This window comes from Sphingosinicella microcystinivorans, from assembly GCF_027941835.1.
GTDB lineage: Bacteria > Pseudomonadota > Alphaproteobacteria > Sphingomonadales > Sphingomonadaceae > Sphingosinicella.
In genome coordinates this window covers 2,193,390-2,213,693 of sequence record NZ_CP116005.1, presented here as the reverse complement: position 1 = coordinate 2,213,693, position 20,304 = coordinate 2,193,390, and the positions used below count along the sequence as shown (strand labels likewise).

Annotated in this window: 16 protein-coding genes and 2 pseudogenes; 7 read left to right on the top strand and 11 right to left on the bottom strand. The window is 60.7% G+C overall.

What is annotated here, in order from left to right; all coding sequences use genetic code 11:
- Nucleotide 1 precedes the first annotated feature (1 nt).
- From PE061_RS10600 to PE061_RS10585, 4 genes are read right to left on the bottom strand one after another with little or no spacing between them, the layout of a single operon-like run.
- A complete protein-coding gene (locus tag PE061_RS10600; RefSeq protein WP_271259046.1) occupies nt 2-1,954 on the bottom strand; it encodes a site-specific DNA-methyltransferase in 1,953 nt (650 codons plus the stop codon).
- Nucleotides 1,947-2,705, bottom strand: a complete 759-nt coding sequence (locus PE061_RS10595; RefSeq protein ID WP_271259045.1) for a DUF4391 domain-containing protein — start codon at nt 2,703-2,705, stop codon at nt 1,947-1,949. Before PE061_RS10595 ends, PE061_RS10600 begins: the two co-directional genes overlap by 8 nt.
- Entirely contained in the window at nt 2,702-5,971 is a 3,270-nt protein-coding gene (locus tag PE061_RS10590) for a helicase-related protein (protein WP_271259044.1), read from the bottom strand. Before PE061_RS10590 ends, PE061_RS10595 begins: the two co-directional genes overlap by 4 nt.
- The gene (locus PE061_RS10585) at nt 5,958-6,782 is read right to left on the bottom strand and encodes a WYL domain-containing protein (protein ID WP_271259043.1); all 825 of its coding nucleotides are present in this window, start codon (nt 6,780-6,782) and stop codon (nt 5,958-5,960) included. Before PE061_RS10585 ends, PE061_RS10590 begins: the two co-directional genes overlap by 14 nt.
- Before the next feature lie 387 nt (nt 6,783-7,169).
- Here PE061_RS10585 and PE061_RS10580 point away from each other — a divergent pair, with 387 nt between their 5' ends.
- A complete protein-coding gene (locus PE061_RS10580; RefSeq protein ID WP_271259042.1) occupies nt 7,170-8,405 on the top strand; it encodes a tyrosine-type recombinase/integrase in 1,236 nt (411 codons plus the stop codon).
- A 115-nt stretch (nt 8,406-8,520) separates the two neighbouring features.
- Here PE061_RS10580 and PE061_RS10575 read toward each other — a convergent pair.
- Nucleotides 8,521-8,841 (bottom strand): annotated as a pseudogene (locus tag PE061_RS10575) (ATP-binding protein); the annotation flags it as partial.
- Between PE061_RS10575 and PE061_RS10570 the strand changes: the two are divergent.
- Together PE061_RS10570 and PE061_RS10565 are read left to right on the top strand one after the other, a co-directional pair.
- The gene (locus PE061_RS10570) at nt 8,832-10,262 is read left to right on the top strand and encodes a site-specific DNA-methyltransferase (RefSeq protein ID WP_420794389.1); all 1,431 of its coding nucleotides are present in this window, start codon (nt 8,832-8,834) and stop codon (nt 10,260-10,262) included. The pseudogene PE061_RS10575 and the gene PE061_RS10570 sit on opposite strands and share 10 nt — an antisense overlap.
- Before the next feature lie 47 nt (nt 10,263-10,309).
- Complete coding sequence (locus tag PE061_RS10565) at nt 10,310-10,702, top strand: DUF5681 domain-containing protein (protein ID WP_271259041.1); 393 nt, start codon at nt 10,310-10,312, stop codon at nt 10,700-10,702.
- 33 nt (nt 10,703-10,735) lie between these two features.
- On the opposite strand, the gene PE061_RS10560 is transcribed toward PE061_RS10565, so the two are convergent.
- From PE061_RS10560 to PE061_RS10550, 3 genes are read right to left on the bottom strand one after another with little or no spacing between them, the layout of a single operon-like run.
- The gene (locus PE061_RS10560) at nt 10,736-12,442 is read right to left on the bottom strand and encodes a recombinase family protein (RefSeq protein WP_271259040.1); all 1,707 of its coding nucleotides are present in this window, start codon (nt 12,440-12,442) and stop codon (nt 10,736-10,738) included.
- Nucleotides 12,439-12,855, bottom strand: coding sequence for a DUF2924 domain-containing protein (locus tag PE061_RS10555; protein ID WP_271259039.1), 417 nt, complete (start codon nt 12,853-12,855; stop codon nt 12,439-12,441). The genes PE061_RS10560 and PE061_RS10555 overlap by 4 nt, the downstream gene beginning before the upstream one ends.
- Nucleotides 12,855-13,376 carry a DUF3489 domain-containing protein gene (locus PE061_RS10550; protein ID WP_271259038.1) on the bottom strand — a complete coding sequence of 174 codons (522 nt, stop codon included), beginning with the start codon at nt 13,374-13,376 and terminating at the stop codon, nt 12,855-12,857. The genes PE061_RS10555 and PE061_RS10550 overlap by 1 nt, the downstream gene beginning before the upstream one ends.
- A gap of 631 nt (nt 13,377-14,007) precedes the next feature.
- Between PE061_RS10550 and PE061_RS10545 the strand changes: the two genes are divergently transcribed.
- Nucleotides 14,008-14,730: an IS6 family transposase gene (locus PE061_RS10545; protein WP_271259037.1), complete on the top strand. Its 723-nt coding sequence runs from the start codon at nt 14,008-14,010 to the stop codon at nt 14,728-14,730.
- 170 nt (nt 14,731-14,900) lie between these two features.
- On the opposite strand, the gene PE061_RS10540 is transcribed toward PE061_RS10545, so the two are convergent.
- Nucleotides 14,901-15,260: a hypothetical protein gene (locus PE061_RS10540; protein ID WP_271259036.1), complete on the bottom strand. Its 360-nt coding sequence runs from the start codon at nt 15,258-15,260 to the stop codon at nt 14,901-14,903.
- 191 nt (nt 15,261-15,451) lie between these two features.
- On the opposite strand from PE061_RS10540, the gene PE061_RS10535 reads away from it, so the two are divergent.
- From PE061_RS10535 to PE061_RS10525, 3 genes and pseudogenes are all read left to right on the top strand, one after another.
- A complete protein-coding gene (locus tag PE061_RS10535) occupies nt 15,452-16,651 on the top strand; it encodes a serine hydrolase domain-containing protein (RefSeq protein WP_271259035.1) in 1,200 nt (399 codons plus the stop codon).
- Between the two features lie 4 nt (nt 16,652-16,655).
- A pseudogene (locus PE061_RS21680) lies at nt 16,656-17,921 on the top strand (DUF418 domain-containing protein).
- Nucleotides 17,897-19,105 carry an alpha/beta hydrolase gene (locus tag PE061_RS10525; RefSeq protein WP_271259034.1) on the top strand — a complete coding sequence of 403 codons (1,209 nt, stop codon included), beginning with the start codon at nt 17,897-17,899 and terminating at the stop codon, nt 19,103-19,105. The pseudogene PE061_RS21680 and the gene PE061_RS10525 overlap by 25 nt, the downstream one beginning before the upstream one ends.
- Nucleotides 19,106-19,117: 12 nt before the next feature.
- Here PE061_RS10525 and PE061_RS10520 read toward each other — a convergent pair whose 3' ends face one another.
- Complete coding sequence (locus PE061_RS10520; protein ID WP_271259033.1) at nt 19,118-19,606, bottom strand: nuclear transport factor 2 family protein; 489 nt, start codon at nt 19,604-19,606, stop codon at nt 19,118-19,120.
- Between the two features lies 1 nt (nt 19,607).
- Nucleotides 19,608-20,288 carry a M24 family metallopeptidase gene (locus tag PE061_RS10515; protein ID WP_271259032.1) on the bottom strand — a complete coding sequence of 227 codons (681 nt, stop codon included), beginning with the start codon at nt 20,286-20,288 and terminating at the stop codon, nt 19,608-19,610.
- Nucleotides 20,289-20,304: the final 16 nt, after the last annotated feature.

Sequence of the window (20,304 nt, the reverse complement as noted above, 5' to 3'; positions counted from 1 at the left end):
CTCAGATTGCTTTGACGTCGGTTGACGGCGAAAGCTGACGGAAGATCTGTTCGACGTTGATCTTCACCGCGTCCGAGACAAAGCCATTGTCGCGGAAGACGGCGCGCAAAGGCTCACGGCTCGCAAGCTCCTTCACCAGTTCCTCGGTCACGCCACGATCAAAACAGGCGACCAGGGCGTTGTCGTCAACGAAGAACATGGTCTTGCCTTGGACCGTCTCGCGTCGGATCGGCAGCGTCAGGTCCACGCCCCAGTCGACCAGTACCTGGAACAGCAGGTCTTCGGACGTGCGGTCTTCCTTCACATTGTCGACCATATCGAGCAGGTCAGACTGCTTCAGCTCGTCGGGGCGGTAGTAGACGTCCTTCATGTTTGAGGTGTCTACCTTGAGAACCCGGAAGCCGACATCGCGGTTCCAGTCTGGATGGCATTCGCCGTCGACGATCTTCTTACCTGCGCGACGGATACGTTCTTTTGCTAGATCTGCGATGGTAATATATCCAGCCTGCGCAGCTTCAGATTTGTCATCACAGGCTTCAGGCCACTGAACCATGATGAAGGCTCTGTTTCCACCATCTTCAGCATTCTGCTGCATGACCGAATGAGCCGTGGTGGCAGAGCCAGCAAAGAAATCCAAAATGAGTGCGTCAGTTTTGCGCGTAACCTTCAGAAGGTATTGTATAAGCCCGACGGGTTTTGCAAAGCTGAACGGGATTGACAAAGCATTTAGTTCCTTAGTTCCCTGTGAGTTAGGAAATTCATATATAATATCTTCTGGATGAAGCGTTGCCTCAGCATCCTCATCAAAAAATACTTTTGGGTATATATTCCACTTTGACCTATTTCCATTCTCATCGAGTAGGGGGTTTCTGTCAGAACCCTCTGTGAACATCAGAAGATGTTTTTGCTTAAGATACGTGTCCACTGACCATCTCCACACCTTATCGGCATTGGAGAGAGGCTTTACCTTTGATCCATCCGATTTCGCAGATGGGAAAACATTGCCAGGAGGGATTATAAGGCTACCGTCTGGAGCCTCGATATAATATCTCTGGTTGGGGCGAGAATCTAGGGAGGGCTGATAAAGAGAGGCGCCGCTTTTTTTATACTTTCGGCCTGTCTCATCTTTGTATTTATAATCTTTTTCATCCCGATCCTTTGGGATACCAAACTCAGGCAATTCTTCGATATTCCTAGCATAGGTAAGTATGTAATCCTTCGTGGGACGAAAATGCGTGCCCTTGTCGGAAGTCCTCTTGGCAACGCGGGTCACTTGCGCGACGAAATTTTCATCACCAAATATTTCGGTGCAAATTTTCTTTAGGTTATCAACCTCATCCTCTCCGATGCTAATGAAAATCACTCCTGAACTCGAAAGGAGGTTTCGTGCAATTTTTAGTCGAGGATAGACCATAGACATCCAGTCAGAATGAAAACGGCCGTTTGATTCCATATTTGCAACAAGCGGGTTACCGCTTTTGTCAACTTGAGAGCTGTTTATAAAGAAATCGCGCGATGAACAAGAAAAGTCATCATCATAAATAAGGTCGCCACCGGTGTTGTAAGGAGGATCTATATATATTATATCAATCTTACCAAGGTAAGATTCCTGCAAAAGCTTCAGAACTTCCAGGTTGTCGCCCTCAATGAAAAGATTATTTGTCGAATCAAATTGAAGGCTTTCATCTCGCACGGGACGCAGCGCCTTATTGATTGGGCTATTCGCCAGCACCAAGGCTTCCCGCTTCCCTGGCCAGTCCAGCCGATATCGCTCCTGAGCCCCTTCAACAATTTGATCGATCAACTCCTGACGCAGCTGATCGAAGTCCACCGCCAGACGTGCTGTCCCCGTAGCCTCGTCGCGCGCCTCGGTCACGCAGCTGGGAAACAGGTCGCGGATCTTCGCGATGTTGTCCTGGCTCAGGTCGGGGCTATGCATCTTCAGCTTATCCATGATCTTCCTCTTGGTAGTTCGCTACAGCAGCGTCGGCGGTCCCCGCCGTCAGCCGCTCAAATTCCTGTTTGGCCTCGCGCAGCTCGGCATTTATCGCCACACGCTTGTTGAATTGCTTTTCGCGCGCCAGCCGCGACTTGATCCGCTCGACCTCACGCAGCTGCGCCTTGATCGCCTCTGCGAGCGCGATGCGCTCTTCTAGCGAGGCGGGCTTTTCGACCGCGGAAACGGAGTTCGTCGCTTCGTTCATGCCTGGGACCAGCCGATTGGTCTGTTCCGTCACCAGGGGCTCGAGCAACCGATCGTACAGAGCGCCCATGTTTAGCGCCACCGGAAGCGGGGCGCGCGGCGCATCCTCGGGTAGCCAGTCCCCTAGGAAATAGTCTCCCACCACCCAACGAGTGCTGTCGGCCTCGCTCGGTCGCTTGTAGGCCGCACCTAGCCTTACGCGGCCGCCATGGGCCACTTCGAAAATGAGCGGGAAGGGAATAGCCTTGTCGATGGCCCGCAGCACTTCGTGGTCCAGCGACGGGGTGCGGGCGGTGATGCGGAAGACCTGAATCTCGGCCACTGACTTCGTTGCCGCCAGGTTGACCGTCTCGGGCGCCAGCTTGTGCGACCAGACGATCTGGTCAACCTCGCGCACAAAGAGGTCCTTCAGCGCCGTGTTGGCAGCAGCATGTTCGTAGATCTTATTCTTCGGGATCACGCGTCCGAAAGCGGCAGCGCGAGGCCATTCGTAGAGGATCATGATCCCCCCTCGATGACCAGGAACGCGATCAGCTCGAAGTCGTCCAGCCCCTTGATGGTATGGGTGAGTGCCGTAGTGCGACCGCCGCTGAACAGGCTGTCGATGTCCTTTTCTTCCTTCACCTCGATCATGGACCGGATCGCGCTAGAGAGCAGGTCGGAATAGAGGCCCATCTGGCGCCCATCATCGGTCCGCTCATTGAAGACCCGGCAAACCTCCCGGATCGGCTCTACCTGCCCCTTACAGCTGGTGCGGATCAGATCGAGCAGCCGTTTGACCTCGGTATGGTCGGCGACGATCTCGCCATCGTCACCGATATAGACCAGGTAGAACGGGTGGAGCCGGTTCTGCTGGTTCACATTCACGCTGTCATGGATGTTCTTCAAGGCGAAGATAACGCCTGGATGCAATCCAAGCTCTGGCTGTGCCGGGACGATGGCGTGCATACCGAAGGGCACGTTGTCGAGCTCGCCATGCTCCTTGACGTAGTTGAGCAGGTCCATGCGGAAGTCGTTCAGGCCGAGATCGGTGATGGAAATGCCGGCCTTCACGTCCTCGAGCTCGATCACCTCCTCCTGCATCCGTTTCAGCTGTTCCTTGCGGTAGGCAATGTCGCTCGACTTGGCGGTCAGCACATTGTCATCGCCGGTCGCGGTGACGTCGGCGATCACCATCCGGTTTTCGACGCGCTCTTTGAGGTTGATGTACTCGTCGAGCGTTATGTCAGGCCAATAGTTGACCAGCTGAATCTGGCTGTTGGGTGAGCCGATGCGGTCGATCCGGCCGAAGCGTTGGATGATGCGTACCGGGTTCCAGTGGATGTCGTAATTCACCAGGAAGTCGCAGTCCTGGAGGTTCTGGCCTTCAGAAATGCAGTCAGTGCCGATCAGGATGTCCAACTCGCCGGGCTCATTGGGCAGGACAATGGCCTTGTCCTTTGAACGGGGGGAAAACAGCGTCAGCACCCCCTGAAAGTCGTAGGATTTCTTCAGGGTGGTCTTCGGTGAATCTGATCCGGTGACCTTGCCGACGTGCAGCCCCAGCTGCTGCGCGAAGGGCGCGAGATTGTCGTAGAGATAATTGGCGGTATCGGCGAAGGCCGTGAAGATCAGGACCTTGCGGTTACCGACATTCAGCGGCGCTTCGACCTTCTGACCGATGAGCGAAAGCAGGTGCTGGAGCTTCGTATCGTCTCCGGGTGTCACCTTGTCCATCGATGCAATCAGATCGTCGATCAGCACAAGGTCGGCAGCCAGGTCGTGCTTCCACGACGGCAAATCCATGTCGCCAAGACTGATCTGGACTTTCTTGCCCACGGTGAACTCATCAAGGCCGGCCAGATCGTCGTCTTCAGGATCAAAGGCGCTCATCTCTGCGAGATGGTCGCTGACGCTGCCTGCGCGTCCAGTTCGCTCAAACTCTTCGATTGCGTTCAGCGTGCGGGAAATGTTGGTACCGAGGGACCGCAGCGTCAGCCGGAACGCCGCGACCGAACTCTCAAGGCGCTTCAGAAGATTGGTGGTCATGAGCGCCTGGAGACTGCGCTCCCGGTCTGCCTGACGCAGTTTGCCGCGGCCGCCCTCGACCTGCGTGTCGTAGATTTCTTCGTATTTCCGCAGACGGCTGGGAAGGATGTAGCTGATGGGCGCATAGACCGCGAGCTTGAGCACCGACAGCTGCGTGAAAATGTCGTTCAGCCCCATCACGTCCGACCGCTGTGTAATCGGGCAATGGAACGAGAGCGGCTTCCGCCGCTGCGGAAATTTGCCAATATCCTTCGTGTCGTAGAACGTCTCGATGTGCTTGCGGGACCGGGCAATGGTCACGGAATCGAGCAGTTCAAAGAAGTCGAAGTCCAGCGTCTTGAGGATCGACGCTGCCGTCCGCTCCTCGGGAGGCAGCGATGTCCATTCGTTGAAGGCCTTCTGAGCCCGGCGGAAGATCTCTTCAATGCTGGTATCGGTCTTGAGGTTCTTGCTTAGCGCCTCGGACTGCCCCTCGTAAGCCAGTGCGAGCTGGTTGCGCAGATCAGTAAAGCGGTTGTTCACCGGCGTTGCCGATAGCATCAGGACCTTGGTCTTCACGCCCGCGCGGATGACCTTGTTCATCAGCTTCTGGTAGCGCGTCTCCCGATCCTTAAAGACGTCGTTGTTCCGGAAGTTGTGGGATTCGTCGATGACGACCAGGTCGTAATTGCCCCAGTTGACCCGGTTCAGCGGGATGCCGAAGGATTCCCCGGAGGTGCGGGACAGATCGGTGTGGCACAGGACATCGTAGTTGAACCGGTCCCTGGCGAAGATGTTGGTCGTCAGGTTGGTGTTGTAGTTGCGCCAGTTGTCCGCGAGCTTCTTGGGGCAAAGCACCAGGACTGACCGGTTCCGCAGCTCATAATATTTGATCACTGCCAGCGCGGTGAAGGTTTTGCCGAGCCCCACAGAGTCGGCCAGAATGCAGCCGTTGTAGGTCTCGAGCTTGTTGATGATGCCGGTCGTCGCATCCTTCTGATAATTGAACAGCTTGTTCCAGACAACGCTATCTCGGTAGCCGGTCAGGTCGTTTGGCAGGACATCTTCATCGACCTCCTCGAGGAAGTCCCGGAAGATATTGTAGAGCATCATGAAATAGATGCGTTCGGGCGTATTCTCCTGATAAACGGACTCGATATGGTCGCAGATGGCGTTCGTGACGTCCTGCAACTTCTCCGGGTCTGCCCAGATCTGGTCGAACAGCTGCAGGTACATCTGCGCATGGCTCGGGTCGTCGAACCGCGTGACAAAATTCGAGACGGCATCGCCCTTCTGGTAGCCCAGGTCGACCGCCGTGAATCCGCTGATGGGCATGTAGGCCACAGCATCAGCCGCGCCTCCCACATGCATGAACTGCTGCATCGGCGCCTTTGTCCCGTTGGACCGGAATTTTGCCTTCTTGCGGATCCAGTCGGCGCATTCGCGTGCAACGGCACGCTGCGTCAGCTTGTTACGAAGTTGGATCTCGAACTCGGTTCCATATAGGCCGCTTTCACGCCGCGCTTTGGGGATGAAGAACTCGCGTCGTTCTTTGGTGAGACGATCGGTCGCCCCGTTCGGTGTGAACGTGGGGGCGGTAAAAATGAACTGCAGGCTGTCGATCCTGGAGAGCTCAGACTTGAGCGCCTCGAAGGCATAGATCGAGAAGCAGGAGGCGGCGATCTTTACACGCGAGCTCTTGGTCAGGGCCTGTTTGAGATCGTCACCCCAAAGATGGGAATTGTTATCAATGATCTGCATGGATCGCCTCCCGATTTAGCAGGACGATCTGCTGATCCTGTGGTTTGCGTGCGCCGGGGTCGGTGTCGAGGCCCAGGCGCTTCAGAGCATAGTAAAGGAGGGCCCGTCGGACCGGGATTTTCACGCAGCCATCCTGCATGCCGTAGTCCAGCTCAATGACCCGCCTCTGGTTTGGGCTGAGCCCCGTGTGAGGACCTATCTCGAGTTCCACCATTTGCTGCCAGGCAACGTCCGATGTTGCCAGTTGTCCGGCCGGTCGGCTTTGGCGGGCATCGATAATCCGGGAAATTACAAAATCGCGGTATTCTCCGCTCTTCTCGCAATATGATCGGGCGTGCCACCTGAACCCATCGAAGGCTAGAGCATGTGGAGCAATCCAGCGCCATTCTGGATCGGGTGACGACATCGACTGGTAGAAAACCTCGATGGCCTCGTGGCGCCGGATAGCGATGGCGAGCGAGCGCAGGACAACCGCATCAATCCCGCGTGCGGGAGCCGGGGTCGCATCGAAGGCCGGAAGGTTGCCGATCCATGCGTCCTCCCGAGCGACAATCCCTTCCGCAACGGAGCGGACCTGTGACAGGTACTGCGTTGCATCGGGTTTCATGAAGAGCGGGGCAAAGGCTGCCCCGCGAACATAGGTCTTGCCGCTCTTGTCGTAGATCATGTTGTCAGGGGCGAGTGCGATGTAGCGGTTGAGGTCGCCAGATGCCTGGTTGACCGATACGCCGAACTTGTCGATCAGATCGCTTCGGTTGACATGGCCCTCCCAGAACAGGCGGAACTCGATGAATTGGAGCTTCTGCTCCACGCCCCATCTGAGATTTGACCTGTCATCCACCAACCTGCCCCCCCAACCGGATCCGCATGGGACCAGTTTATTGTTGGGTCAGCTTACGGGGCGGATACTACGGGGGCAATCACAAAGCTGGTTAACGATCGATTTTTCAGTGCGCAGGTTTGCGCTGTCATAACGGGGGATACGCACTGCTACTCCGAGAGAGTTTGTCCGCAGGCTCTCCCCCACCGCCAGACCCCCTTCCGTAGCACGCCGTAGCAGTCCACCAGGATTGCGAATTTTCTTCTGAAATCGGACACTTAGCGAGTCGATTGGACCGTAGCCGTTCGCACGCCTCCGACCCGGAGCGTGGTACGCAACGTGGTACGGGCGCGAGAAAACGTGGTACGGAGGTAGACCATGCTAAGTGACGCAAAACTGCGGGCGGCAAAGCCGCGCGCGAAAGCGTACAAGCTCACCGACAGCAATCGACTTTATCTTCTCGTCACGCCTTCGGGTGGCAAGCTCTGGCGCTGGAGCTACCAGTTCGGCGGCAAGCAAAAGACGATGGCGCTGGGACCTTACCCCTTGGTCAGCTTGCTCGAAGCCCGCGAGAAGCGAGATGAATCCCGGGCCATTCTTGCCCAGGGAAAAGACCCCGTCATCGCCAAGAAGCTCGTGATCCAAGAAAACCTCGAGGCTGCCCAAAATACGTTCGAACGTATCGCCCGAGAATGGCATGAAGTTACCAAAAACCAATGGGCTCGCGTTCATGCTGACGATGTTCTCCGCAGCCTGGAACGGGATGTCTTCCCCGCCATCGGCCCGCTCCCTGTTTCAGAAATACCCGCACCTCTCGTCCTCGACGTCCTGCGCGCCATCGAGGATCGAGGCTCCCTCGAGACAGCCAAACGTGTGCGGCAACGCATATCAGCAGCCTTTGTCTATGCGATCGCCCAGGGACTTGCGCAGCATGATCCGTCGGAACGGCTTGGCGTCGTCCTAAAGCCGCTCCGGAAAGGCCGCCAGCCCGCCATTACTGACCTTGCAGAGCTACAGCGCATGCTCAATGCAGCTGAAGAAGATTACGCGCGTCCTATCACGCGCCTCGCCCTGCGCTTCATTGCACTTACGGCCGTACGCCCGAACGAAATCAGAGGCGCGCGCTGGGCCGAGTTTGAAGACCTGGATGGGAAGAACCCGCTCTGGAGGATTCCGGCTTCGCGTATGAAAGGAGGTCAAGACCGAAAGGAAGAAATCGGCGGCGATCACCTCGTTCCATTGGCATATCAGTCGGTGGCCATACTGAGGGCAATATGGCCGTTGACCGGTGCTGGTACGCTCGTGTTTCCAAGTTCCCACCATGCCCACCGCCCGATGAGCGAGAATGCCATCGGCTATTTGCTAAACCGTGCGGGCTATCATGGTCGTCACGTACCACATGGGTTTCGTGCAGCATTCTCCACCATCATGAACGAGTGGGCGGAGCAGCATGGGAAGGAGCATGATCGCAAGATCATCGACCTTATGCTGGCCCATGTTCCCAGGGAAAAGGTTGAGGCCGCCTATAATCGAGCCGCATATCTGCCACGGTGTCAAACGGCGTTCAAAAGGGACCCCCGATCGGCGTCGAAGAGGGACCCCCTTTTCGGATAATATGATGCTGGTTTGTTGAAGATGGCCTTGCGCTGCGTGCGGCGGAGGGCGGGCGTAGCCCGACCGGAGGCGCGCGCAGCGCAAGATAGATTTTTGAAGGCGCCGAAGGTGGCTGTCAGCTGCGGTTTTTGAAGCGCCAGCTGTCGTTGCCCGTCTCGACGATATCGCAGTGGTGGGTGACGCGGTCGAGCAGCGCCGTGGTCATCTTGGGATCGCCGAACACGGTCGGCCATTCGCCGAAGGCGAGGTTCGTGGTGATGATGACGCTGGTCCGCTCATAAAGCTTGCTGATGAGGTGGAACAGCAACTGCCCTCCCGAGCGGGCGAACGGCAGATAACCGAGCTCGTCGAGCACGATCAGGTCGAGCCGCGACAGCTGCGCCGCCAGGGTCCCGCCTTTGCCGATCCGGGTCTCCTCTTCGAGGCGTGTCACCACGCGAGTCCATCAAGAACGCCGTCAACGGGAAGAGCCGCGAACGACGCCAGCGGCTTGGCGGTGAAGTCCGTCTGCAATCCAGCGTTAGTGGGATGCCACGCAACGACCTGTTGCCCGGGATCGCACTGGTGGACCGCCGGCTTGCGGATCTCACACCAGCCCGGCGGCGGCTGCGTAAATCGGATCATGCGCATATCGAAGCGCGATGCCGCTCAATTTCGGCTTTCGGGTTTTGCGTGCCGGTTCTGATCAATACCGACGGCACGGTCGTCGATGGACATATTCGCATCGAAGCCGCCCGGCGACTCGGCCTGGAAACAATCCCGTGCATCCTTGTCGATCATCTGAGCGAGGAGGAACTGCGGCTGCTGTCGATCAGCCTCAATCGCCTGGCGGAGAACGGTGAATGGAACCTGGAAGAGCTGGGCATCGAGCTTGCCGAGCTACAGGTCCTGAACATGGATCTGACGCTCACCGGCTTCGACGATATCGAACTCGATGTCCTCCTGCAGAGCGCTGTCGAGAGCGATGACCCTGATGGAGACGCGGTGAAAGACGTACATGACGCTGCACCCACCAGTGTTCCAGGCGATCTCTGGCGCCTTGGCGAGCACCGCCTCCTCTGCGGCGATGCGACCGATACAGAGAGCTACGCGGCGCTGATGCGGAACGAGTGTGCGCGCATGGTCTTTTCAGGCCCTCCCTACAATATCCGCATCAAAGGCTTTGTCAGTGGACTCGGCAAGATCAAGCACGAGGATTCCGCACTCGGATGCGGCGAGATGTCGCCCGCACAGTTTCGAATCTTCCTCGGCCAATATCTGGATCTGTGCCAGCAGTCCATCCTGCCCGGCTCGGTGATTTATGTCTGCATGGACTGGCGGCACTCGCACGATCTCGTGCTGGCAGCTCAGGATACGCAGCTCAACCTGATCCAGATGTGCGTATGGGATAAAGGCTCGGGCGCCATGGGCAGTCTCTATCGGAACGCCTATGAATTGATTCATATCTATTGTGCCGAGACCAAGCCGGCAACCAACAACATCGAACTTGGCAAGTCCGGCCGCGACCGCACCAACGTCCAGCACTACCCGGGAGCGAACCGCAAGGGAAGCTCGGCAGCCGAAGCCTTGAAGCTCCACGCAACACCCAAGCCGGTCGAGCTTGTCGAGGACTTTATCCTCGACGTGACAAAACGTGGCGACATCGTGCTCGATCCCTTCGTGGGTTCCGGAACCACGATCATCGCAGCCGAGATATGCGGGCGCCGTGCGTATTGTATCGAGATCGATCCCAAGTTTGTCGATCGCACCATCCGCCGCTGGGAAAGCCGGACAGGACAGAAAGCGATCCATGAAACCAGCGGGCTTACCCTTGAGGAGCTGGCTGACGAACGGACGGAAGACCTCGATACCGAATAGCCGGTCTCGGGGTTTGCAGGTGTCATGTGATCATCTGGAGGTATCAGGTGAGTAAAAAGGACAAGAAGAGAAATGCTGGCCAGTGGCCAGCAGGCATTTCAGGAAATCCCAACGGGCGACCGAAGAAGACGTCCCGGGCAAGCGGAGAGATGGGCTTCGAAGAAGCCCTCGCCAAACTGATGATGGAGCCGCTCCCGATCACCCGGAGTGGAAAGACCGTGCATCTTCCGGGGCAGGAGGCGCTGGCATATAGCTGCTTCAAGGTGGCGCTCGAAGCCAAAGACGCTGAAAAAGTACGGCTGACGGAAATGATTCTGAAGATGTACCGCAGGTTCCAGTCCGCAGCTTCCCCCGCGATTCCGACGTTCGACTGGGGCGAAGAGCAGGAGCGCCTCTTTCGGGAACTCCATCAAGTTCGACGAGAGGGAACCACGATATAAGAAACCATCAGTCGGTTGACGCGCGCCGCACGATCAAGCCGCGGTTTCGGAAGACCTTCCATCCACGATTGCATTAACGAAGCATTTCCGGCGCTGCTCCGCCCAGTGTGGCGGGACGCCGCCGGTGGCAAGGAGTATCTGGCCCTCAAGGTGGGGGTCTTGTTTGCCATCGAGGATGGTGGTGACGATGTCAGGCGCCAGGAACGCCAGCCGCACCACGCGCGTCACATAGGATGCACTTACCCGTTCCCGTTTGGCCAGCGCGTCGACCCGCAGCGTGCCGTCGGAGAGTGCTCCCCACCAGCGCCGCGCCTGAATGATCAGCCGCAGCAAGGTCGGATCGGGTTCGGCCATCCGTCGCACCGGGTCGCGATGGATCAACCGCACGGTATGTCCAGTGCGCCGGATATCAGCGGAGCAGTTCAGCTTGAGCATCGGCGATGCATCCACCGACAGATCAATGTGAAGGAGGCGAGCAAGCGCCGCAAGGCCGAGATGGATATCGATCGTTTCTGCATGGATCTGGACCTTGGCAACCAGCGCGGCAAGGCACGGGGTCCGGCTGCGCAGATCGGCCACGATCTGACGACAGCGCTCGCTCAGGGATGAGAGCTGATCCGGCCGCAAGGTGATGCCGGTGCGCACGGCGAGTGCCAGCGGATCATCGACCAGGTCAGCCACCTCATTGGCCACCAACCGCTCGATCTCGCGCGCCGGGATCCGCAGGCCCCGTCCTGCTTGCTCGCGCGCGCCGTGCTGGAGGACGCGGCTGACATAATAACGATAGCGAAGCTTCCCTTCGCCCTTTGCCTTGCTGGCATGGGCGGCGACCAGCGGCTCGCCCGCAGCATCGCAAAGCTTGCCGGCGAGCAGACTGATGTTGGCCGCAGTGACCGTCCGCGCGCCCTGACGATGGTTGGCCAGCTGCCGCTGCACCTCTTCCCAGATATCGCGATCGATGATCGGAGGATGCCGCCCGCGATGGATCGTGCCGCGATGCGCGATGTCGCCGACATAGATCGGGTTTTTGAGGATGAAGTAAAGCTGGCCGCGGGTGAAAGCCCGGTCGCCATAGCTTCGGCCGCTGCCGCTCGTACGTACGGGTGTGCGGATGCCCTGTCGGTCGAGGCTGTCAGCCAGGAACCGAACGGCCCCCATTTCAAGATAACACCGGTAGATCACGCGGACGAGTTCAGCATGATCTTCTACGATAGCGAGGCTGCGACCATCGGGCCGGTAGCCGAGTGGCGGCGTACCCCCCATCCACATGCCCTTCGCCTTGGACGCGGCGATTTTGTCGCGGATCCGCTCAGCGGTCACCTCGCGCTCGAACTGGGCGAACGACAGCAGCATGTTGAGGGTGAGTCTGCCCATGCTGGTGGTGGTGTTGAACGACTGGGTGATCGAGACGAAGCTGGTGCCGGCCTTATCGAAGGCTTCGACGAGCTTTGCGAAGTCGAGCAGCGAGCGGGTGAGCCGGTCGACCTTGTAGACGACCACAATGTCGATCCGCCCTTCGGCGTTATCGGTGAGCAGCCGCTGGAGCCCCGGACGCTCCAGCGTGCCGCCCGAGATGCCGCCATCGTCATAGTCGCCGGGGATCAGGGTCCAGCCTTCGCTGACCTGGCTCATCACATAGGCGGCACAGGTCTCGCGCTGGGCATGGAGCGAGTTGAATCCCTGTTCCAGTCCCTCCTCGCTCGACTTGCGGGTATAGATAGCGCAGCGAATCGTCTTCATGGGGTCACCTTCCGCTTGAGGCCAAAGAAGGCCGGTCCCGACCAGCGCGTTCCGGTAATGGCGCGGGCCACCTCGCTCAGGGATTTCCAGTTGCGGTCGTTCCAGCGGATCGCGCCATCCTCACCGATGGTAACGACATACAGGGTACCGTTCCATTCGCGGACCAGCCGCATGCCGGGTTTGGCATCGCTGGTCCGGGTCTTGCCGCCGGCCAGTTGCGCGAGGCGCTGGCTGGTGCGGCGGGATAGACCGCCATAGGTCTTTTCCTGCAGCGCATAGGCCAGTGCCAGCCGCAGCAACGCCGGGCTGACCTTCGGCACCACCGCGCCGGTCACCTCGACCCAGCGTTCGCGCAGTTGCACTGACGACATCGTCGCCAGCGCAGCCAGTTCCTCTTCTACCCGCCGGGCCATCAGTTGGTCTCGACGATCCGGTAGTGGCGCACGCCGTCTACCTTATCGCTGTCGAGGGTCATGCCGGCCTTGCGCAGGCCGGTCATGGCGGCGCGGGTGGTGTGGGGCAGCCAGCCGGTGGCCTCGACCATCTGATCGAGGGTGGCGCCGCCTTCGCGCTTCAGCATCTCGATCAGCAGGTTCCGCTTGGTCGCGCGGGGTGCGGGCTCGGGTTGCAGTTCCGGAGCGGGCTGTTCGTGTTCACCCGGTTCGGCCTGCTCCTCGGCGTTGATCGCGGCGCGGCCGGCGTCGGTGATGACGGCGCCGATCCGGGTCTCGCCGTCCTCACGCCAGATGGCGTTCTTGCGGGTAGTGGGTTTCTCCTCGGCGAGGCCCTTCTTGATCAGCTGTTCGACTGCCTTGGCGGCGCGGGCTGCCTGGTCGCCGATGCTGGCCGGCAGCGGCATCAGGCTGCCGTCCTTGCGATCGGCCGCGGTCGAGAGCAGCACCAGCTGCATGTCGGTGAGGCGGATGTTGGTCATGTGGGTGTCTCCTTGTGCGGAGCGGCACCGTGCCGCTCCCACCACCCACAGCCCTGCCGATCGAGCCGGTCAGGGCACGCGGCTATCGGGCGCCGCGTTCACACCAGCACCAATGCTCTGGTTGTCACGGAAGTCCAATGGAATGTCGCACAACATGAAGACAATTCGACGCCGCTGATCCATCCACCGACATCGATTATTTGATAAGATTGCGATGATTCATCCAGTCGAGTGTCAGTTGCACAAATTGTTTGATCGAGGCCTAGCGGCGGGACTACAATGTTAGCCGTCCTCACATGGGTCTTGGCAATTTAAGTCCGGCAGAATATCTTGTCGGATCAGGATTTTGCCGGGCCCCGATCGGGGCCCGGCAAGCCGGAAACTAACGCTGGATCTGGACCACCAATCCCAAGCGCCTCACCAAGCCGGAAACTAACACCGGACCCGGACCACAGAACCCAAGCGCTTCAAGGCGCACATCAACTAACTACACAACCGGACCAGTCATCGCGGGCAGTCCAGGTGCGGATAAAAACGAGCGCATGTGGTAGAGGGGTAGTGTCAAATCTGCGGGGCAGGTTTTTTGCAAACCTGTGTGGCAGGGCAAGCGGGCAAGTGCTAGCCAACCCAGATGCCACGCAGATCGAGGGCGAAGCCGCCGAGCCCGTTTCGCGGATTCCACTCCTCGCCCGAGCTGATCCGGCTGGTCGTCCTGATGTACGTCCGGTTTCCGCTGAGCCTGCGGAACGTCGAGGATTTGCTGTTCGAACGCGGCATTGACCTCTGCCACGAGACTGTGCGGCTCTGGTGGAATCATTTCGGCCCGCTGTTCGCGGCTGACATTCGTCGCCAACGCGTGAGCCGGATGCGCGGGTTTCAGCACTGGAAATGGTCGCTCGACGAGATGGTCGTGAAGATCAACGGTGAGACGCATTACCTGTGGCGGGCCGTGGATCATGAAGGCGAGGTACTTGAGAGTTATGTGACCAAAACTCGTGATAAAGCTGCCGCGCTGTGCTTTATCAGGAAAGCGCTCAAGCGCCATGGTGCTCCTGAAAAGATCGTGACCGATGGCCTGCGCTCGTATGGAGCTGCCATGAAGCAGCTCGGAAATCAGCACAGGCAGGAGACGGGGAAGGGTTTGAATAATCGCGTAGAGAACAGCCATTTGCCCCTGCGCCGACACGAGCGAGCAATGCTCAGGTTCCGAAGGATGACGAGTTTACAGAAGTTTGCCTCGGCCCATGCCAACGTCCTCAACCACTTTCAGCTTAAACGCCATCTTGTCGATAGAAATACCTACAAGGAACGCCGCTCGGCAGCATATGCCGAGTGGCAAATTCTCATGGCTTAAACCACCAGCTTCAAAGAGTGGCCTCCGTCATGTCGAGACCGGTTCGCGCAGAACTGACACCACCGCCATGCCCGGGCCGCGTCATGCACCGGTTTGGCAGGCTCCGACCGTAACAGGCAGGAATCGCCGCGCGACGGGAGCCCGCCACACGGCTTCACGGCCTATTCCGGTCAGGGTTTCGGATCGGCAGGCAGCGTGATCTGGAACAGCCGACAATAGTCGCCGATCATTGCGCCGTCGTCCGCTTTCACCACCACGGTCTCGCCGCGCTCGTAGGCCCGCGTCGCCAGCATGACCAAGGCCTGCTCATGGTCGGGAAAGATGAGCCCCGGCAGCTTGCGGCATTTCTCGGGAAGCCAGCCGTCGTCGGCGACGCCGATCCAGAATATGTTGCGATAGACCGGATGATCGGGGTCCTCGGTCACGGCGCTCACGCCGACGATCCGCGTCCTCGTCCAGTGCTGTGCGGCGCTCGCCGGCGCAGCGGCGGCCATGATCGCGGCCAGAGCCAGAAAACCCGGCGCACGCATTGCCTTCTCCCTTGCTGCTTCGTCCCTTCGATCACGGTAGGCCGAAGGTGCCCGCCCGCCTGAGGTGCGAAACACAGGACGGATGGTGCGCCACCGGCAACGCTTCCGGTTCGCTTGGCACCTATAGCCCGGCCCGAACCGCCCTACCCTCCGCACCTTCCACGGCGGATCCTGAGGGAGGGGAGCGGACGATGGCGTTTGTCGGTGGTCATGGCCGGATCTGGGGACTGGCTTTCCTGTTGTTTGCGTTCATGCCCGCAGCCGCCGTCGCGCAGGATGCGGACGCTCTTCCCGCGCGGGCCGAACGGCTCGGCTTCTGGTCGCCGGGCGAACAGGAAGCCGGATACCGCGCGATGGAAACCATCTTTCCGGCGACCACGATCAAGGCCGGCGGACGGGTTCGCGCGCTGCCGGTCGCGGAAACCCCGCTCGAGATCGACTTCATCCACGAGCACCGCCCCTACACCATCGACGATTTCATGAAGGCCAACCGCGTGTCCGGCCTTCTCGTCATTTCGGACGGGCGCATCGTCATCGAGCGCTACGGGCTGGGCCGCAGGCCCGACGAGCGCTGGACGTCGTTCTCGATCGCCAAGTCGGTGACATCGACGCTGGTGGGCGCCGCGATCCGCGACGGCCGGATTCGCAGCGTCGCCGACCCGCTCAGCCGCTACGTGCCGGAGCTGAAGGGCGGCGCCTACGAGGGCGTCACGCTCGCGCAGGCGCTCACCATGCGCTCGGGCGTGCACTGGACCGAGGACTACAACGATCCCGCCTCGGATTTCAGCCGCTACGCCACGCACATGGGGCCGGATTTCTACAGGCGCATGTCCGCCCAGCCGCGCGACGCCGCGCCCGGCGCCAAGTTCTACTACTCCACGGCGGAATCCAACCTGATTGGCGCGGCCGTGATCAACGCCACGGGCAAGTCGCTTTCGCGCTATCTTTCCGAGAAGATCTGGAAGCCCTTCGGAATGGAGGCGGACGGCGTCTGGATGTCGTCTCCCGAGGGCCTCGAGACGGGCGGCATCTGCTTCAGCGCGACGCTGCGCGACTATGGCCGCTTCGGCCTGTTCATGCTGGAAGGCGGCAGGATCGGCGGCAAGCCGGTGCTGCCCGACGGGTGGATCGCCGAAGCGACGGCGCGCCATGCCGAGAGCGGCTTCGGCGATCTCGGCTACGGGTATCAATGGTGGGTCGACCCGAGCGGGGCCTACCGCGGCATCGGCATCATGGGGCAGGCGCTGTTCATCGACCCGAAGCGCAAGCTCGTCGTCGTGATCCAGAGCGCGTGGACGCGGGCGGGCGGGCCTGAGCGCTACGGCCTGCAATGGGCCTTCCTGCAGGCGGCGGTTGACGCGAGCGACCGCGCCGCAGCGGCGGGACGGTAAACCGATGGCAGGCGGCGGCGCGCGTATCGGCACACTGGATGCGGTACGCGGCTTTGCGGTGATGGGCATCCTGCTGATGAACGTCGTCGATTTCGCGATGCCGGGCTTCGCTTACTACAATCCCAGCTACTATGGCGGAGATAAAGGCGCGAACTTCGCTGCCTGGGCCGTCAACTACATCCTGTTCGACGGCAAGATGCGCGGCCTGTTCACGATGATGTTCGGGGCGAGCACCGTGCTGATCGCCGAGCGCGCGCTCGGTGCCGGGGAAAGCCCGGTGCGTGTCACGTTCGCGCGCATGTGGTGGCTGCTGGTATTCGGCATGATCCACGTCTGGCTGATCTGGTACGGCGACATACTGGTGCTTTACAGCCTGTGCGGCATGATCGCGATTGCAGCGTGGCGCTGGCCGCCGCGGCGGCTGTTCGCTATCGGCGCCGCGCTGCTGTGTCTGAAACTGGCGCTCGGGATCGCGGCCTACACGTCGTTCACCGCGCTGGAACGCGCCGCTGCCGAACCCGGCGCTTCGGCGGAAACGCTGACCGAATGGGCTGCGATGCAGGAGAAGATCGAGCTGCCCTCCGTGCAATCGCAGCTCGACGGCTATCGCGGCAGCTATGCCGATGCGTTTCGGGCGCGCATTCCCCTCGCTGTCTACATCCTGACGGAGGCGCACCCCGCGGCGATTCCCGATACGCTTGCACTGATCGCGATCGGCATGGGGCTGTTCAAGCGCGGGTTCTTCTCGGGCGCATGGTCGCCTTCCGGTTATCGCCGGGTCGCGCTTTGGAGCTTCATCGTCTGCATCCCGCTCCATCTGCCGCTGGTCGCGATCAACGTGGAGGCCAACTATCACCCCGTCACGTTGCACCTCACCGAAGCGATCCACCTCAGCCTGCTGCGGACGCCGATGACGATGGGCTATGCCGCGCTCGTCATCCTGTTCATGCAACGCTTCCATGAAAGCCGGCTTGCGCAAAGACTGGTCGCGGCCGGACGCATGGCCTTTTCCAACTACATCGGCACCAGCATCCTCTGCACATTGATCTTCAACGGCTATGGGCTCGGCTAGTACGGCGATCTGGAGCGCTGGCAGTGCTATTTCGTGGTGATCGCGGTGTGGGCGGTCATCCTGCTCTGGTCGAAGCCGTGGCTCGACCGCTTCCATTTCGGTCCGCTCGAATGGCTGTGGCGCTCGCTCGCACGCGTCCGGCTGCAACCCTTTGCAAGAAAGAAGGAAGGCACATGTCCGCAATCGGCAAACGTGTGATGATGGCGTTCGCGGCCCTGACGATGGGAACGGCCGCCGCCGCGCCGATATCGCCGCCCACGCTTGCCGACGGCTTCGTGCCGACCGCCGCCGAGCAGGAGCGGCTGGACCTGATGTCGCGGCCCGAAAGCTGGTTCGTCGATCACCTCGCGGGGCCGCGCGAGATCATCGACGGCCAGACGCTCGATCCCAAACTCCAGTTCTACTTCGAAGCTCGCCGCGCCCGCTCACCCGAAGAGGTGAAACGCGGGCTCGACATGTTCTATAGCGCGGAAGGCAGGGCCATCGCACGCGAACGGCTGACGCGGGACTGGGCGCTGCTCACCAAGGTCACCGCTCCCATGCGGCGCGTCGAGGATCGTAGCATCACGGGGCGCGGCGGTCATGCGATTCCGATCCGCATCTACACGCCCGCATTGGACGAATCGGGGCCGCTACCGATCCTTCTCTATTTTCACGGCGGCGGCTGGCTCTACAGCAATATCGAGGCCGTCGACCGCTGCGTGCGGCTGATCGCCAACGAAGCGCGCGCGATCGTCATCTCGGTCGATTATCGGCTGGCACCCGATCACAAATGGCCCGCCGCAAACGACGATGGCGAGGATGCCTTCCTGTGGGCGCGCGCCAATGCGGCTGCGCTCGGCGGCGACCCCGCGATGATCGGCGTTGGCGGCGACAGCGCGGGCGGCAACATCTCGCTCGCGATATCGCGGCGGCAGCAGGCTGCGCGGAAACCCGGTCCGCTCTATCAGCTGCTCTATTACACATCGGTCGATTTCACGCCGCGCTACCGATCCTACGAGCTGTTCGGCAAGGGCTACGGCCTCGACACCGCGTTTCGCGACTTCATGATGCCGCTCGCCTTCGGCGATGCGGACCGGATCGCCGCGGCGGCACGGGAACTGAACGACGGGAGTATGGCCGGAATACCCGCCACGATCGTGGTGACGGCCGGCTTCGATGTCCTGCGCGACCCGGCACAGCTGCTTGCGCAGCGACTGGAGCGCGAAGGCGTCGCCGTGACCTATCTCAACTATCCCACACTCGCCCACGGCTTCCTGCAATGGTCGGGCGTCGTCGCCGATGCCGAGCGGGCGGCGGTGGACAGTGCCCGCCTGTTCGGCACGGCCATCCGCGGACGCGGCGCGCTGCTGTCGATAGAGGCGCCCGCAACGGGGCGCTAGGCTGGCAAATGTCTATTCCGGCCCTTCCAGCAGGGTCTGCTGAATTCGCGCGACCTTCCAGCCCGACGCCTCCCGCGTCAGCTCGTGGCTGACGAGGATGAGGAATTGCCGCTCGGCGCTCTTGATGTACCGCATCGTCGCGGAAACCACGGCGACGTCGGCACCGACAAGCGCGTGGGTGATCGGCCCGGGCTCGATGCTCCAGCCCGTCTCGGCGAACCATTCGCGGTGCCATTGCAGTATGGCATCGCGGCCGGAGACCGTCTCGCCCCAATAATAGACGATCTGCGGTTCGATGCCCTGTGCCAGCGTTCGGTCGAGCGCGGCAGCGTCACGCCCACGCATGGCGCCCAGCATCGACGACAATGTTCCCTCGATCGCCGCCGGAAGCGCTGCCGATTTCACAGCCGAGACATCACCGGCACCGGCAGCAGCCACGGGCTCCGCCAGCAGAAACGCGGCACCGAAGAGCAGGGCGGCAGTCGAGTGCATCCACCTCATCTCACTCCCCCTCCGCAAGCAGCAGATCCTCGTAGAAGGCGCTGAACGGCCGGTCCGGGTGCCGGATCTGGATTTCGAGGACCCACAGCCCGGGAGACGGGGTGAACGCCGCCTGCGCGAGCGCCCCCTTGTGGAGCACGGCGTGCGGAAAGTCCGCCAGCCGGTGGCCGGACATGTCGAGATTGAGCTCCCAGCCCATCGTCCGCGCCTCGGCGGCGGCGAAATCGTAGAGCGCGGTGCCGGAGAGTCCCTCGGCGAGCCACACCGCGCGGACGCGGCGGAACAGCTCCCGCACGTCGCGCTGCGCCCTCAGCATTTCGGGATCGTTCCCGACGACGAACGTATCGCCGCCGTCGCCTTCCCATTTCTGCCAGACGGGGCCGATGTCGATGAAGAAGATGTCGTTGTCGCGAAGCACGACGCCGGGCTCGGAGGGCTGGCCGAAGTTCTTCAGCGTATTGGGGCCGAAGCGCACGTGAAGCCCGTGCCAGCCGCGCAGCATCTCCGCGTCGCGCAGGCGCTGCTTGGCCATCGCCACGGCCTCTTCCTCCAGCATCCCGGGACGGATGCCCGCCGCGATGTCGTTGATGACCTTGCGCGTGCGCTCGCGCACGTGGAGGAACATCTCCCTGTCGAAATTGGCGCCCACCGCTTCCGCGCGGCTCTTCTCGTCTGTGCTCACGATATTTTCCTTCCCG